We start from the raw sequence: 14,577 nt of genomic DNA, 5'->3' as shown, positions 1-14,577 counted from the left end.
CCCCTGATTTCGGATCGGGGGCCATTTTCTTGCGCAATACCATGCCATTCGCCACCAAAGGGCAGGTCGTCGGCCTGTTGGGCGGGTCCTTTGACCCGGCGCATGAGGGGCATGCGCATATCACCCGCGAGGCCTTGAAACGCTTTGGGCTGGATCGGGTCTGGTGGCTGCTGAGCCCCGGCAACCCGTTGAAAGAGCATGGCCCGGCGCCCATGGCGCAGCGCATGGCGCGGGCGCGGGTGGTGATGGATCACCCCAAGGTCGAGATCACGGATATCGAGGCGCAGCTTGGCACGCGCTACACCGCACAGACGCTGGCGGCGCTGCGGCGGCACTATCCCGGGGTGCGGTTCGTCTGGCTGATGGGGGCCGATAACCTTGCGCAGTTCCACCTCTGGCAAGACTGGCGGCAGATCATGGAGACGGTGCCGGTGGGCGTGCTGGCGCGGCCCGGGCAGCGCATCTCGGCCCGGATGAGCCGGGCGGCGGCGCTTTATGCGCCCTACCGGATTGCAGGACGAAACAGCCAGTTGCTGGGCCGGGCCACGGCGCCGGCTTGGTGTTTCGTGAATGTGCCGATGGTCGATGTCTCTTCCACCGCATTGCGCGCGGCGGGGGGCTGGCGCTCAGCGTAGCCGGGCCGAGGTGATGCCCGCGGTGATGATCACCGCAAGCCCCGCCCAAGTCAGCGCATCGGGCAGGGTGCTGAACAGAAACAACCCCAGCAGCACCGCCGCGATCAGTTGGAAATAGACCAACGGCGCCAGCCGCGTGGCAGGCGCCCGGCGGTAGGCATAGAGCAGCAGCAGATTGCCCAGCATCGAAAACAGCGCGCTCGCGGTGGCCAGCCCCGCGACGGGCAGGGTGGCTTCGGGCAGGTTCATCAACCCCAAAGGCAGCAGCATCACCGCGCTCATCGCCAGTTGGGTGAAAGTCAGCGCAAGGGGCGGGGCGAGGTCAGACAGCCAGCGCGACATGGTGAGAAAGACGCCGTAGAACAGCCCCGCGGCCACGGCAAAAAGGAGCCCCGGCCCGCCCGTGCCACCGCCCAGCCCCGGGCGCACCACCAGCAGCACGCCGCAAAAACCCATGAGGATCAACGCGCTGCGCAGCAGGCTGATGCGCTCGCGCAGAAAGATCGCGGCCAGCAGGTAGCTGATCATCGGCCCGATAAAGAAGGCGGCAAAGACATTGGCAATCGCCTCGGTCCTGAGCGCGGTTTGAATGCAGGTGATCCCCAAGGCCAAGGTGCCGGCCCGCAGCCAGAGCCGCCAATCGCGCATCAGCCCCATGTGCCACGGGGCAGGAACGGCAGCACCATCAGCGCCCCGATGGCAAAGCGCGACCATGCCACGAAGACCGGCGCAACCCCCATGCCAGAGGTCAGGATTTTACCCGCGCTGTCCCCTGCGGGGATCAGTGACATGGCGATGAACATGATCGGAATAGCGCGTTGCATGACGTTGGGTTAGCAGGTCGGCGGTTTTGTGCAACCGCGAAAGCTCCACCCTTGTCAGACCGGTTGTGGCCGAACGCCGCTTGGGGTTTATATCAAGCCCATGAGCCAGAGTTTTTCACGACGTTTCACACGCCGCATTTTCCTTGGGACGGCTGCCGCTGCACTGGCGGCGGCCTCTGCTTGGGCCGAGCCGCCGACCACTTCGTTGCGCCCCGTGGGGCGCGATGCCGACCTGTATAAACAGGCCATTCCCAATGTGTCCGAGATCATCGCCGACAGCGGGATCACCGGCACGGTGGCCTTTGCCGTGGTCGATGTCGACACCGGCATCTGGCTGGAGGCGTCCAACGCCACCGATGGCATCCCGCCCGCCAGCAGCATCAAGGCGATCACCGCGCTTTATGCGCTGGATCAACTGGGGCCGGATCATGTGTTCGAGACGCGCCTTTTGGCGACCGGCGGTGTCGTCGATGGTGAGGTGCAGGGCGATCTGATCCTCGTCGGTGGGGGGATCCGACCCTCGACAGCGACAATCTGGGGCAGATGGCCGAAGACCTGAAAGAGGCGGGCATCATCGGCGTGAAGGGCGGTTTCAAGGTCTATGAGGGCGCCCTGCCCGCGACCTTTGCGATTGACCCCGAACAGCCTGACCATGTCGGCTACAACCCCGGCGTCTCAGGCATCGCGCTGAACTACAACCGCGTGCATTTCGAGTGGAAGCGCAGTGGCGACGGCTATGACGTGACGATGGAGGGCCGCGCGGCGCGCTATGCCCCCGCCGTGCGCGTCGCCACGATGGAAGTCGTGGACCGCAGCGGGCCGGTCTATACCTACGAAAACCGGCCTGAGCGCGATGTCTGGACGGTTGCGAAAGGGGCCTTGGGTTCGGGCGGGGCGCGTTGGCTGCCGATCCGGCGGCCCGGTGTCTATGCAGGCGACATATTTGCCACCATCGCCCGCAGCCATGGCATCAAACTGGGCGATGCAGAGCTGATCGAGACGCTGCCAGAGGGCGAGACCCTCGTTACCCACCGCAGCACCAAGCTGCGGCCGATCCTCAAGGACATGCTGAAATACTCCACCAACCTCACCGCCGAGATGGTCGGCATGGCTGCCAGCGCCAAACGGTTGGGTACGGTGCCGAGCCTGCGGGCCTCTGCCGCCGAGATGAACAAATGGGCGATTGAGGAACTGGGCATGGAAAGCCCGGCGATGATTGACCATTCGGGGCTTGGCGACGACAGCAAGATGACCGTGCATGACATGGCCGGGGGGCTGGCGCGCATTCATGGCACCGGGCTGCGGCCGATCTTGAAACCGGTCTATCTGCGCGATGATCGGGGCCGCCCTGAGCGCGACAACCCGATTGAGATCGACGCGAAGACCGGCACGCTGAACTTCGTCTCGGCGCTGGCCGGGTTCCTGACCACGCCCGAGGACCGGGTGCTGGCCTTTGCGATCCTGACCGCGAATATCGAGGAACGGGCCAAGATCAGTCGGGCCGAGCGAGAGCGTCCGCCGGGGGCGCGGGCTTGGAACGCGCGGGCCAAACGTGTGCAACGCGGGCTGCTGGAGCGGTGGGGCCTGTTGTATAACGTCGCCGTGAAGCCCGAGCCGGAGGGCGAAGCCGCGCCCGACACGCCAGCGGCGCCCGACCCTGATGCCGAAGCCGAGGTCGGGGCCGAGCCGGAAGTCGCGCTGGAAGAGTCCTAACCCGCGCTCAGGTCAGGTGCCGCGCCCGCGCGCCGCGTTCGATCGCGGCGGCGTGGAGCCGGTCGATGTTAAGCTCATAGCGGATTTCTTCGAGCAGGCGCAGCTCGGCCTCGTCCAGCGTGCCATCGGCGGCGGCCACGTCGCAGGCCAGCGCATAGGCCGTTTCATGCAAACGCTCCGGCAGGGCCTCGCGGATCAGGCCAAAGAGGGCATCCAATCCGTCCTCCTGTTCGAACAGGTCGAAAACCGTTTTGCCAATCGTCGAGACGCGATCATTGTCATAGCCCGAGAAGACCGGCAGCAGGTTCAGCGCGGATTCGATTTTGACCAGTTCGGCGGTGCGGATGTCCTCATCCGAGGCCGAGACCGCGATCATCAGCGCGACAAGGCTGTCTTGGGCGCTGAGCGAGAGGGAAGATGTGTCGGGCATCGCGGTATCCTTTGCACAGGTATGTTGCGGTGCAGAATATTGACCCTCAGGGAGTGAAGCAATAGGAACGGGCGACCCCGTGCGCATTGGGCGCAGGGACGCCAAAAGATGGATGATCTGACATGTCCGAGACCCGAGACGCGGCACTCAGCAGCAAAGCATGGCCCTTTGAAGAAGCGCGCCGGGTGCTCAAACGCTATGCCAAGAAGCCGCCGGAGAAGGGTTACGTCCTGTTCGAGACGGGCTATGGCCCCTCGGGCTTGCCGCATATCGGCACCTTCGGCGAAGTGCTGCGCACCACGATGATCAAGCGCGCCTTTGAAGAGATCAGCGACATCCCGACCAAGCTGGTGTGTTTCTCGGACGACCTCGACGGTATGCGCAAGGTGCCGGGCAACGTGCCGCAGCAAGAGATGCTGGCCGAGCATATGCACAAGCCGCTGACCTCCGTGCCGGACCCTTTCGGCACGCATGAGAGCTTTGGCCATCACAACAACGCCATGCTGCGCCGCTTCCTCGACACCTTCGGCTTCGAGTACGAGTTCTATTCCGCGCGCGAATTCTACCGCTCGGGCCAGTTCGACGAGGTGCTGCTGCGCGCCTGCGAGAAGTACGACGAGATCATGGCGGTGATGCTGAAGTCCCTGCGCGAAGAGCGCGCGCAGACCTATTCGATCTTCCTGCCGATCCACCCCGAAACGGGGCGCGTGATGTATGTGCCGATGAAGGAGGTCAACGCCAAGGACGGCACGATCACCTTCGACGACGAGGACGGCAACGAGATGACCCTGCCGGTCACCGGTGGCAATGTGAAGTTGCAGTGGAAGCCCGATTTCGGTGCCCGCTGGGCCGCGCTCGACGTGGATTTCGAGATGTATGGCAAGGAACACGCCACCAACACCGCGATCTACGACCGCATCTGCGAGATCCTCGGCGGCAAGAAGCCCGAGCATTTCAGCTATGAGCTGTTCCTCGACGAGAACGGGCAGAAGATCTCCAAGTCTTCCGGCAACGGCATCTCAATCGACCAGTGGCTGACCTATGCCAGCACGGAGAGCCTGTCGTATTTCATGTTCCTCAAGCCCAAGACGGCCAAGCGCATGTATTTCGACGTGATCCCCAAGGCGGTCGACGAATACCACCAGCAGCTGCGCGCCTATGAGACGCAGGACGTGAAGGCGCGGCTGAATAACCCCGTCTGGCACATCCACGGCGGCGATGTGCCGAAGTCGGACATGGTGGTGCCCTTCTCGATGCTCTTGAACCTCGCCTCCGTGTCGAGCGCCGAGGACAAGTCGCAGCTTTGGGGCTTCATCCAGCGCTATGCGCCTGAGGCGACGCCCGAGACCAACCCCGGCATGGATGCGGCGGCGGGCCACGCGGTGCGCTATTTCAACGACTTCGTGAAGCCCACGAAGGTGTTCCGCGCGCCCACCGAGCTGGAGCGCGAGGCGCTGGAAGACCTGCGCGACCGGCTCAAGGTCTGGGACGGCGGGCTGGATGCCGAGGCGCTGCAAAGCATGGTCTTTGCCGTCGGCAAGGAGCGTTTCGACCCGCTGCGAGACTGGTTCAAGGCGCTGTACCAAGTGCTGCTGGGTGCCGATCAGGGGCCGCGGTTTGGCGGCTTCATCGCGCTTTACGGCGTGGAAGAGACCGTCGCGCTGATCGACGATGCGCTGGCGGGCAAGCTGACCGGCGCGTGAAACTTTTGCCTCTGCCCTTGCGTGACTTAGATCATTCAGCAAGGGCAAAGGGGGAAAGGCAATGCGCAAAGGGATGTTCACGTTCTTCGGAGGGCTGGTGCTATCGGCCCTCCTGAGCTTTGGCGCGATGGCGCAGCAGGCCGAGATCGAAGAGACGATCAACCGCCAGTTCGACGCTTTTCGCGCGAATGATTTCGCCGCCGCATTAGAATTCGCCACGCCGAATTTGCAGCGCTATTTCCAGACCCCTGAGAACTTTCGCAGCATGGTGAGCAATGGCTACCCGATGGTGCAGAACCCGGCGGAGGTGCGGTTCCTCGACCGGCGCGCGGATGGGGCACGTTTTTATCAGGTGGTGCAGGTGGTTGATCCTCAGGGGTTCACGCATCTGTTGGGCTATCTGATGGAGCGGACGGAGGCGGGCTGGCGCATCGGCGCGGTGCAAATCCTCGACGCGCCGGGGGCCAATGTTTGACCATTGTTGCGCCGCCCCCGCGCGGCGGGGCAAATGCGGGTTAACACATCGTTGATACTTCCCTGACCTCGCGGTTCGGCCCTCGCCGAGCCTGAGCAGTTGAGCGGCGCGCCCCGGTGGGAGGTGCGGACCGGGGAAAGGAAAAGCGATGAACAAGGCGATTACCGATGGCGTGGTGTTGATGCCCACCCCCTTTGCGGCGGGGCTGGATGTCTGGTCGAGCGGCGATGGCACGCCGGGGTCGGACACCTATGAGAACGCGGCCAATGCCGCCTTTGTCCCGCGGATCAGGATTTTGGCGGGGCGTTGGAACTGCTGAAGACGCAAGCCACGCAGAAGCTGCGCTACATGGGCCAGACGACGCTGTTGCCGGGCTGCTATCTGCGGGTCACGGCGCGGGTGAAGGCGGTGAGTGGCAACCTGCCGACGGTGCGGATCGCGGGCTATCCGGCGCAGGCGGGCGGGGGCCGGGTGAGCGGCGTGACGGAGGCCGGGCCGTCGGTCACGCTGACGGCCTATGGCGAGGTGGTCGAGGTCAGCGCGATCATCGGCAGCGGCGACCGCGGCGGGGTCGATATGGTCTGGGGCACCGGGGCGGTCTATGGGCATTTCGGGTTGGACCTGACCGGGCCGACGGGCGGTGTGGTGCGCATCGATGATATCGTGATTGAGGATGTCACCTCGGTCTTCCTGCGGGACATGCTGGCGCAGGTCGATGTGCGCGACTTTGGTGCCGTGGGCAACGGGGTGAGCGACGATACCGCGGCCTTCGAGGCGGCAAATGCCGCCGCGGCGGGGCGCACGGTGCTGGTGCCTGCGGGGAACTACCTGCTGAACGGGGATGTGAGCTTTGACACGCCGGTCAAATTCGAGGGCCATGTGACCATGCCCGACAGCGCTGTCCTGCTGCTGCGCCGCAACTTCGATCTGCCCAATTACATCGAGGCCTTCGAAGACGAGCGCAGGGCTTTCCTCAAGGCGTTTCAGGCGCTTCTGAACAACGCCGACCACGATTCGCTCGACATGGGCGGGCGCAAGATCACCGTCACCAGTCCGCTGGACATGCAGGCCGCGGTGCCGGACAAGACCAGCTATGCCACCCGCCGGGTGATCCGCAACGGCCAGCTTGAGGCCGCGTCAAGCAGCGCTTGGGACACGGTGGTGGTGACGTCGCAGGCGCGCTACGCGGCCTCGGACGCGCGCAAGCTGACCAATGTGACCAATATCGCCAATGTGCCGGTGGGCGCGCTGGTCGAAGGGGCCGGGGTGGGGCGCGAGATCTATGTGCGGTCCAAGAATGTTGCCACGCAGGAGATCACGCTCAACGCGCCGCTTTACGACGCGGAGGGGACGCAGAATTTCACCTTCCGCAAGTTCCAATACATGGTGGATTTCAGCGGCTTCGCCTCGCTGTCGAAATTCGTGCTCGATGATATCGAGTTCCAGTGCAACAACCGGTGCAGCGCGATCAACCTCGCGCCCTCGGGGCTGATCTTTCACCTGCGGGACTGTTTTGTCAGCCGCCCGAAAGACCGTGGCGTCACCTCGATCGGCGGGGGCTGTCAGGGCATGTTGATTGACCGCTGTCAGTTCCTGTCGGCAGAGGATGCGCTGACGGTGCCGAACCGGACCTCCATCGCGCTTAACACCAACGCCAACGACGTGAAGCTGCGCGACTGCCGCGCCACCAAATTCCGCCATTTCGCGCTGCTGGCGGGGGGCAACAGCATCGTGACGGGCAATCACTTTTTTCAAGGGGATGCGGTCGACAACGGTGTGCGCTCGGCGGGGCTGATCCTTGCTTCGGCCCATACCAGCGCGGTGGTGACCGGGAATTACGTCGACAATTGCTTTATCGAATGGACGAATGAGCAGGACCCGACCCCGGCCTTCACCACGGGCTATTCGTTCAGCGCGCTCAGCATCAGCGACAATATCTTTCTGTCCGGGGAGGTGGCGCCGTGGTTCAGCTATATCGTGGTGAAACCGCATGGTGCGGGGCATTTCCTGAGTGGGGTGACCATCACCGGCAACCGGTTCCGGAGCCTTAACGGCAGCATCGACCGGGCCGAGCGGGTGGATACGACCTTTGCCGATCTTGACCTGTCGCGGTGCAAGAACGTGGTGATGAAAGGCAATTCCTTCCATGCGGTGACCACGCAGGTTGAGAATATGGCCGAGATCGAGTTCACGCAATCGACCCCGTCAGAGACTTGGGTGATCGATACCGCTGGTCACCTGCCGTTCGAGGGGCAAGCGCTCAACAGCGATGCGGTGGTGGCCCATGGGGCGATCCGCAACGGCAACAACGTGGCGCAGTTCGACATGCCTTATGTGAAACACGCCGAAGGGCCGGACCGGGATCAGTTGCATGTGGTTTGGCCAACGCCGGTGAAGGGCAAGGTCTCTGTCATGGTGCGGATGGACAACCGCTAACCGTGGCGCTGCGCTGAGCTGTGAAGTGGCCCTGCCGGAGATCGGCGGGGCCAATTGCTTTAGAACTCCCGCCAGAGGCTGAGGGTAAGGGCCGAATTCTCAGGCGCGTCGAAGGGGATTTCGCTGCCCAATTGCAGGCGGTATTTGGTGAAGCTGGGCGACAGGACGATGGAGGGGGCGAATTTGGCATAGGTCTCCCCCCGGTGTAGGTGAGAAAGACCTGCGCCATTCCGGTGGTCACGGGGGTGAAGTCGAGCCCGGCGGTGCTGTCGATCTTAATGACCTCTTGGGAAAAGCCGAACTCCCATCTTGCGGAGGTATCGACGGTCATCCAGCCGTTCCGTTCGCCCAAGGTGAAGCCGCGGCCCCAAGACAGCCCGGCCCTGAGGTGGGGGATATGAAGTCCCCCGACCAGCTTGCCCCGGCGCCGATGTCGTAAGCCCAGCGGCCCGTCTCGCTCGGCTCTCCCAAGGGGAAGCGCAGGAAGACGGTGGCATGGCCGCTTTGCAAGCCAAAACGGCTTTGCGCGGTGTTGAGGTCGAAGCCGAGGGTGAGCCGCTCGCGCAGCCCGTATTCGATATAGGTGCTTTGGGAGAGGTCGTAGAAGTAAGTCGCCGAGAAGGAGCTTGAGATGAAGGTCGTGCCTTCCTCGCGCAGCCACGGCCCGGCGTGGGCGGTGGTGGGGCTGAACTGGCAGGCCAGCAGGGTAAGGCAAAGGGCAGATCGCATGGCAGGCTCCTGCTGCGATCTTGGTTAATAGCGGTTAACAAATCGTTGCTTGCCGGGAGGAACGTGAAAACCCGGCGCCGAGGGCACCGGGTTTCGCAGTTGCAATGTCAGGGTCGCCCGACGTGGGCTTAGACGTGGGCCTTGTTGCCGCGGGGGCCTGCAATGAGCCAGACGATGAAGCCCAGCACCGGCAGGATGATGATGCCTAAGACCCATGCGATCTTGGCCGCGCCCGAGGCGCTGGAGGTAACGACCTGATAGATGGCGTAGATGTCGGCGATGAGGATGATGAGCCCTAAAAGTCCATATTCCATTGTTTGATCCCTCTCGAATGCGTGCGTTTCTATTGAGTGATCAACCCAAGGGCGCGCCCAATTGTTCCCGGACCGCGCCGCGCGGGCGCTGAGCCGATCCCCGCCAGTCTGCCCGTATTGCGGGAACCGGCGCCGCCTGCCTTGGGTTTTGTTGGTACAGAAATCATGAGAGGAACAAGCCATGACTGACACGACAGCACCCGCATCGCTGGTTTCTTCGGACAACGTGAACGGCACCGCCGTTTTCGGCGCGGATGGGACCGAAATCGGCCATATCGACCACCTGATGATCGACAAGAAATCCGGCAAGGTCGCCTATGCCGTGATGGGCTTCGGCGGCTTTCTGGGGCTCGGGGAAGAGCATTATCCGGTGCCGTGGAACGCGTTGAACTACGACCCGTCCCGCGATGGTTTCATGACCAACATCGACGAGGCAACGGTCAAAGGCGCGCCGGAACGGACCGAGCAGTGGCACAGCGACCGCGCGTGGCAAGAGCGGACGTTCGATCACTACGGCGTGCCTTATTACTGGATTTGATAGGCGCTCCAAATGGTTAAGGGAGGCGATGACGCCTCCCTTTCGCTGCGGCGATAGTCTGCGCAGCCCATTGTTTTTGCGCAGCGGATCGGGTCTGATGAAAGTGCGGCTGGTTTGGCCGTGATTGGAAAGGAATCCCCGATGCGCCGAATGATCGCTCTCGGCCTGCTGCTGACCCTTGGGGCATGCGGCGTGCCATTTGTACCCTTCATTTGATTTAGGAGAACCCTTCGATGGAAGCCTTTCTTGATACGCTTGGCGCGGTGGCGCTGATCGCGCTCGTGGTGGTCGGGCTTGCCGCCGGGGCCATTGCCGGGGCCGTGGCGGGGCGGAACCGTATTCTTTACCTTGTTCTAGGGGTCGTCGGCGCCGTGGCGCTGCCCTTCATCCTTGCCGCGCTGGGCGTGACGGTGGTGGCCGCGGGAGGCTTGCTGTTGCTGCTGGTCATCGCTGCGATCGGTGCTGCGCTGGTGTTGGCCTTGGTGGCGGCACTGCGACGGTAGCTGCGGCGTTTTGGTGCAGGATTGTGTAAGGGCCGCCCCGAGTAGGGCGGCCCTTTTTCTTTAGCGTTTCCGGCGTTTTACATTGCCGCCGCGCATTCCGCCGCGGCCTGAGGTGCTGCGGCCCGAGGCTTGCTGCGCGGCATCGACGGCGCGGTCGACTGCCTGCTGGCGCGCCATCGGGTCGTCAGCGACGGCAAGGTCCACGGCCTCCAACCGCTTGACCTCGTCACGCAGGCGCGCGGCCTCTTCGAACTCGAGGTTTTCGGCGGCCTTGCGCATATCGGCGCGCAGCCCGTCGAGCACGGCTTGCAGGTTGCCGCCCGCCATCGGCTTGTCGACCTTGGCGGTGACGCGGTTCATGTCTACGTCGCCCTTGTAGAGTCCGGCGAGGATGTCTTCGACGTTCTTTTTCACCGTGGCGGGGGTGATGCCGTGTTCCTCGTTATAGGCGATCTGCTTGGCGCGGCGGCGCTCGGTCTCGCCCATGGCGCGCTCCATCGAGCCGGTGATGCGGTCGGCGTACATGATGACGCGGCCTTCGGCGTTCCGCGCGGCACGGCCGATGGTCTGGATCAGCGAGGTTTCCGAACGCAGGAAACCCTCCTTGTCGGCGTCGAGGATGGCGACCAACCCACATTCGGGAATGTCGAGCCCCTCACGCAGCAGGTTGATCCCGATCAGCACGTCGAAGGCGCCGAGGCGCAGGTCGCGCAGGATCTCGATCCGCTCGATCGTGTCGATGTCCGAGTGCATGTAGCGCACGCGGATGCCCTGTTCGTGCATGTATTCGGTAAGGTCCTCGGCCATGCGCTTGGTCAGCACGGTGCAGAGTGTGCGGTAACCGTCGGCGGCCACTTTGCGCACCTCATCAAGCAGGTCGTCGACCTGCATCTCCACGGGACGGATCTCGACCTTGGGGTCCAAAAGGCCGGTGGGGCGGATGACCTGTTCGGTGAAGACGCCGCCCGATTGCTCGATTTCCCATGCCGCCGGGGTGGCGGAGACGAAGACCGACTGCGGGCGCATGGCGTCCCACTCCTCGAACTTGAGGGGTCGGTTGTCCATGCAGGACGGCAGGCGGAAGCCGTGTTCGGCCAGCGTGAACTTGCGGCGGTAGTCGCCCTTGTACATGCCGCCGATCTGCGGCACCGAGACGTGGCTTTCGTCGGCGAAGACGATGGCGTTGTCGGGGATGAACTCGAAGAGGGTGGGGGGCGGCTCGCCCGGGGCGCGCCCCGTCAGATAGCGCGAGTAGTTCTCGATCCCGTTGCAGACGCCGGTGGCCTCCAGCATCTCGATATCGAAATTGGTGCGCTGCTCCAGCCGCTGCGCCTCCAGCAGCTTGCCGTCGGCGACGAGCTGGTCAAGCCGGGTGCGCAGCTCTTTCTTGATGCCCTGAATGGCCTGCTGCATCGTCGGTTTCGGGGTCACGTAGTGGCTGTTGGCGTAGACGCGGATTTGCTCGAAGGTGTCGGTCTTCTCACCTGTGAGCGGGTCGAACTCGGTGATGCTTTCCAACTCCTCGCCGAAGAAGGACAGCCGCCATGCGCGGTCGTCGAGGTGGGCGGGGAAGATTTCCAGACTGTCGCCGCGCACCCGGAAAGAGCCGCGCTGGAAAGCCGCGTCGTTGCGCTTGTACTGCTGGGCGACCAGATCGGCGATGACCTTGCGCTGGTCGTACATGCTGCCCGCTTTCAGGTCTTGGGTCATCGCGCCATAGGTCTCGACGCTGCCGATGCCGTAGATGCAGGAGACCGAGGCCACGATGATCACGTCGTCACGCTCCAAAAGCGCGCGGGTGGCGGAGTGGCGCATCCGGTCGATCTGCTCGTTGATCTGGCTTTCCTTCTCGATGAAGGTGTCGGAGCGCGCGACATAGGCCTCGGGCTGGTAATAGTCGTAGTAGGAGACGAAATATTCCACCGCGTTGTCGGGGAAGAAGCCCTTGAACTCGCCGTAAAGCTGCGCCGCCAGCGTCTTGTTGGGGGCGAGGATGATGGCGGGGCGCTGCGTCTCTTCGATGACCTTGGCCATGGTGAAGGTCTTGCCTGTCCCGGTGGCGCCCAGAAGCACCTGATCGCGTTCGCCCGAGTTCACCCCTTCGGTCAGTTCCTTGATCGCCGTGGGCTGGTCGCCCGCCGGGTCGAATTCGGTGACCAGTTTGAACTTATGGCCGCCCTCCAGCTTGGGGCGGTTGCGCACGTCTGGGGCGGGGTTTGCCAGCATCGGCATCCCCTCGGTCTTGTCGGAATGGGCATAGGGCATCGCGGGTATCCTTCGTCAAGCTTCCCATAGGTGCCCTCTTTCACGCGGGGTTCAAGGGGCAGGGGGCCGCGAAGGGCGCTTTTGCCGCTACTTCATTAACCGTTTGCGATTCTGTCGCACCTTGCGGGCCAGAGGGGCGAGCGAGGCGTCGATAATCTGATCGGGGCGTTTGCCCAGCATCATGGCCTGCGTCCCGGCGGTGAAGGCTTTGACCATGGCCGGGCCTTTCTCGGCCACCATGCGGTTGTTCTCACCGGGGCGGGCGGGCAGCGCGCCTGCCATGCCCAAGAGGCGCAGCGACATCACGATCTGGGTTTCCACCGCAAGGGCGGCGATCTGGCTTTGTAGGGCGAAGAGGGCGAAGGGGGTCATATGGAACACTCCAATGGGGTGATCTTGATGTAGTCTCTGCAGCGCAGCATGGTAGGGTTTATTTGCGCGGGCCTGCATTCCCTTGCCCCTTGGCACGGAATATTAGATAAAGCCCGAGGTTATTGAAGCGAGAGTCCCGAAATGCGCGCACGTATCTACCAACCCGCCCGTACAGCGATGTCCTCCGGCACGGCCAAGACCCGTGTCTGGCTGCTTGAGTTTTCGCCCGCGGAAGCGCGCAGGGTCGATCCGCTGATGGGTTGGACGTCGTCAGATGATACGCAAAGCCAAGTGCGCTTGCAGTTCGACACCCGCGAAGCCGCCGAAGAATACGCCCGCGATCATGGCATCGACGCGCAGGTGCAACTGCCCAACAAGCGCAAGCCCAACGTCCGCCCCGGCGGCTATGGCGAGAATTTCGCGACCGGTCGCCGTGGGGCGTGGACGCACTGAGGGTGTGAAGACATACCTAAGATTTTCCCATGGGAGGCTAAGTTTTTCCCGTGCTCCACATATGGTATGGCGGCGTCTGGCGGCGTCGATATCTAGCGGGTCGCATTCTGCGATTGGTCAGGTTCTTAGGCGCTAAAATTCAGTGATGACCTATGCCAAGCCATTGGCCGACTGGTGTAGGGGCGAAAACAGATGTCATATAAGCGCTAAGATTTTTTAAGTCTCGTTTTGCCAACTTGTTCCCAATATGCTGTTTGGGGCTAAAGAATCTGCCTAGGTTTTGGGAGTCGCATCGCCGACGCGAACGGCCCGAAGCCGACCTTCAGACAAGGTCTGGGTGCTGCAACGCGGCCAGCCAAAGCGGTCATTCAAAGCCTGCCACCTTTCCGTAAGCCATGCCCATGTCTTGCGGTTGGCCGTGGGCTGAAGGAATGTGCCGAGTAGAACACCCGGGGGAGTTTTCTTATGCCTTCCGCAACTATGCTTCTGGGCGCAGCCGGTGAGCACTACGTCATGTGTCAGTTTCTGCGGCGCGGCTTGATTGCCGCACTGGCTCCAGTCGGGGTCCCAAACGCGGACCTCATTGTCACCGATGACATTGGAGAGAAGCTATGTGCAATTCAGGTCAAGACGCGCGTTGACAAAGGCAGCGATGGCGGCTGGCACATGGGCAAGAAGCATGAAGACATTGTGTCTGAAAACCTGCTTTATGCCTTCCTCGACTTCGGGAGCTCGCTGGTCGACCCACCAAATTGTTTCATCGTGCCGAGTGCGGAGGTCGCCGCCGCCGTGAAGGAGTCTCACGCTCTTTGGCTCGCGACACCTGGAAAGCGCGGGCAACAGCGCAACGATAGCAATATGAGACGCTTTTTGCCTGACTACAGCAAGATGGGACTAGAGATTGGCCGCCCCCTTGGTTGGCTCAATCCTTATCGAGAGGCATGGCATCTGGCGGAGGCGCATAGCTAGCGACATGCCAACCGCCCGAAGCCAATTTCGCAACTGGGGGTGCGATCGCCTAGGCCGGCCCATTCCTGCCGTTCGTCGTGTCATCCACCTACAACGCTGCTTCACTGAACCGGACATTGATACTGGCGCAGCGCATCGAAACTCTGAATCGCCTTCAAACGGACCGCTCTGTCCCGAGCTAATAGGTCAGCACCTTTCTCTGTCTGACGTCAGCACCT

12 protein-coding genes and 3 pseudogenes are annotated in these 14,577 nt (G+C 62.9%); 9 read left to right on the top strand and 6 right to left on the bottom strand.

All coding sequences use genetic code 11. The features are described 5' to 3' along the window. Window positions 1-41: 41 nt before the first annotated feature. Complete coding sequence (locus CUR85_RS05195) at window positions 42-635, top strand: nicotinate-nucleotide adenylyltransferase (protein WP_082852167.1); 594 nt, start codon at window positions 42-44, stop codon at window positions 633-635. Here the strand turns inward: CUR85_RS05195 and CUR85_RS05190 are convergent. Beyond that, window positions 627-1,459: pseudogene (locus CUR85_RS05190) on the bottom strand (DMT family transporter). The gene CUR85_RS05195 and the pseudogene CUR85_RS05190 sit on opposite strands and share 9 nt — an antisense overlap. A 100-nt stretch (window positions 1,460-1,559) precedes the next feature. Between CUR85_RS05190 and dacB the strand changes: the two are divergent. Continuing rightward, window positions 1,560-3,052: pseudogene (gene dacB / locus CUR85_RS05185) on the top strand (D-alanyl-D-alanine carboxypeptidase/D-alanyl-D-alanine endopeptidase); the annotation flags it as partial. A gap of 127 nt (window positions 3,053-3,179) precedes the next feature. On the opposite strand, the gene CUR85_RS05180 reads toward dacB, so the two are convergent. After that, a complete protein-coding gene (locus tag CUR85_RS05180; RefSeq protein ID WP_067268129.1) occupies window positions 3,180-3,602 on the bottom strand; it encodes a tellurite resistance TerB family protein in 423 nt (140 codons plus the stop codon). A 122-nt stretch (window positions 3,603-3,724) separates the two neighbouring features. Here CUR85_RS05180 and CUR85_RS05175 point away from each other — a divergent pair, with 122 nt between their 5' ends. The 3 genes and pseudogenes from CUR85_RS05175 to CUR85_RS05165 all read left to right on the top strand — a co-directional run bounded on the left by CUR85_RS05175 (window position 3,725) and on the right by CUR85_RS05165 (window position 8,216). Next, window positions 3,725-5,305: a lysine--tRNA ligase gene (locus tag CUR85_RS05175; RefSeq protein WP_067268127.1), complete on the top strand. Its 1,581-nt coding sequence runs from the start codon at window positions 3,725-3,727 to the stop codon at window positions 5,303-5,305. A 61-nt stretch (window positions 5,306-5,366) separates the two neighbouring features. Further along, the gene (locus tag CUR85_RS05170) at window positions 5,367-5,780 is read left to right on the top strand and encodes a DUF4864 domain-containing protein (protein WP_082852165.1); all 414 of its coding nucleotides are present in this window, start codon (window positions 5,367-5,369) and stop codon (window positions 5,778-5,780) included. 148 nt (window positions 5,781-5,928) lie between these two features. Then, window positions 5,929-8,216 (top strand): annotated as a pseudogene (locus CUR85_RS05165) (glycosyl hydrolase family 28-related protein). Between the two features lie 327 nt (window positions 8,217-8,543). Here the strand turns inward: CUR85_RS05165 and CUR85_RS05160 are convergent. Both CUR85_RS05160 and CUR85_RS05155 read right to left on the bottom strand, forming a co-directional pair. Then, entirely contained in the window at window positions 8,544-8,945 is a 402-nt protein-coding gene (locus CUR85_RS05160; RefSeq protein WP_280322065.1) for a hypothetical protein, read from the bottom strand. 128 nt (window positions 8,946-9,073) lie between these two features. Further along, window positions 9,074-9,259 (bottom strand): PLDc N-terminal domain-containing protein, encoded by a 186-nt coding sequence (locus CUR85_RS05155; protein ID WP_067268122.1) that lies wholly within the window; start codon window positions 9,257-9,259, stop codon window positions 9,074-9,076. A gap of 181 nt (window positions 9,260-9,440) precedes the next feature. Between CUR85_RS05155 and CUR85_RS05150 the strand changes: the two genes are divergently transcribed. Beyond that, window positions 9,441-9,797, top strand: coding sequence for a PRC-barrel domain-containing protein (locus CUR85_RS05150; RefSeq protein WP_067268120.1), 357 nt, complete (start codon window positions 9,441-9,443; stop codon window positions 9,795-9,797). Window positions 9,798-10,030: 233 nt separating this feature from the next. Beyond that, window positions 10,031-10,300 (top strand): hypothetical protein, encoded by a 270-nt coding sequence (locus CUR85_RS05145; protein WP_067268119.1) that lies wholly within the window; start codon window positions 10,031-10,033, stop codon window positions 10,298-10,300. A gap of 60 nt (window positions 10,301-10,360) precedes the next feature. Here the strand turns inward: CUR85_RS05145 and uvrB are convergent, their stop codons facing one another. Further along, window positions 10,361-12,565, bottom strand: a complete 2,205-nt coding sequence (gene uvrB / locus CUR85_RS05140) for an excinuclease ABC subunit UvrB (RefSeq protein WP_067268117.1) — start codon at window positions 12,563-12,565, stop codon at window positions 10,361-10,363. Between the two features lie 87 nt (window positions 12,566-12,652). After that, a complete protein-coding gene (locus CUR85_RS05135) occupies window positions 12,653-12,937 on the bottom strand; it encodes an antifreeze protein (protein ID WP_067268115.1) in 285 nt (94 codons plus the stop codon). A 141-nt stretch (window positions 12,938-13,078) separates the two neighbouring features. On the opposite strand from CUR85_RS05135, the gene CUR85_RS05130 reads away from it, so the two are divergent. Together CUR85_RS05130 and CUR85_RS05125 are read left to right on the top strand one after the other, a co-directional pair. Further along, window positions 13,079-13,390: an ETC complex I subunit gene (locus tag CUR85_RS05130; protein ID WP_067268114.1), complete on the top strand. Its 312-nt coding sequence runs from the start codon at window positions 13,079-13,081 to the stop codon at window positions 13,388-13,390. 465 nt (window positions 13,391-13,855) lie between these two features. Beyond that, entirely contained in the window at window positions 13,856-14,359 is a 504-nt protein-coding gene (locus tag CUR85_RS05125) for a hypothetical protein (RefSeq protein WP_067268112.1), read from the top strand. Window positions 14,360-14,577 lie beyond the last annotated feature (218 nt).

Origin of the sequence: Sulfitobacter faviae (assembly GCF_029870955.1) — a bacterium.
Lineage (GTDB): Bacteria > Pseudomonadota > Alphaproteobacteria > Rhodobacterales > Rhodobacteraceae > Sulfitobacter > Sulfitobacter faviae.
Note: the sequence above shows the minus strand (reverse complement) of the source record. Positions and strands in the feature narration are given on the sequence as shown.

Bases quoted from the DNA above. Each gene is read 5' to 3' on its own strand.
- CUR85_RS05195 (WP_082852167.1), top strand. From the start codon at position 42: ATGCCATTCGCCACCAAAGGGCAGGTCGTCGGCCTGTTGGGCGGGTCC.
- CUR85_RS05180 (WP_067268129.1), bottom strand. From the start codon at position 3,602: ATGCCCGACACATCTTCCCTCTCGCTCAGCGCCCAAGACAGCCTTGTC.
- CUR85_RS05175 (WP_067268127.1), top strand. From the start codon at position 3,725: ATGTCCGAGACCCGAGACGCGGCACTCAGCAGCAAAGCATGGCCCTTT.
- CUR85_RS05170 (WP_082852165.1), top strand. From the start codon at position 5,367: ATGCGCAAAGGGATGTTCACGTTCTTCGGAGGGCTGGTGCTATCGGCC.
- CUR85_RS05160 (WP_280322065.1), bottom strand. From the start codon at position 8,945: ATGCGATCTGCCCTTTGCCTTACCCTGCTGGCCTGCCAGTTCAGCCCC.
- CUR85_RS05155 (WP_067268122.1), bottom strand. From the start codon at position 9,259: ATGGAATATGGACTTTTAGGGCTCATCATCCTCATCGCCGACATCTAC.
- CUR85_RS05150 (WP_067268120.1), top strand. From the start codon at position 9,441: ATGACTGACACGACAGCACCCGCATCGCTGGTTTCTTCGGACAACGTG.
- CUR85_RS05145 (WP_067268119.1), top strand. From the start codon at position 10,031: ATGGAAGCCTTTCTTGATACGCTTGGCGCGGTGGCGCTGATCGCGCTC.
- uvrB (WP_067268117.1), bottom strand. From the start codon at position 12,565: ATGCCCTATGCCCATTCCGACAAGACCGAGGGGATGCCGATGCTGGCA.
- CUR85_RS05135 (WP_067268115.1), bottom strand. From the start codon at position 12,937: ATGACCCCCTTCGCCCTCTTCGCCCTACAAAGCCAGATCGCCGCCCTT.
- CUR85_RS05130 (WP_067268114.1), top strand. From the start codon at position 13,079: ATGCGCGCACGTATCTACCAACCCGCCCGTACAGCGATGTCCTCCGGC.
- CUR85_RS05125 (WP_067268112.1), top strand. From the start codon at position 13,856: ATGCCTTCCGCAACTATGCTTCTGGGCGCAGCCGGTGAGCACTACGTC.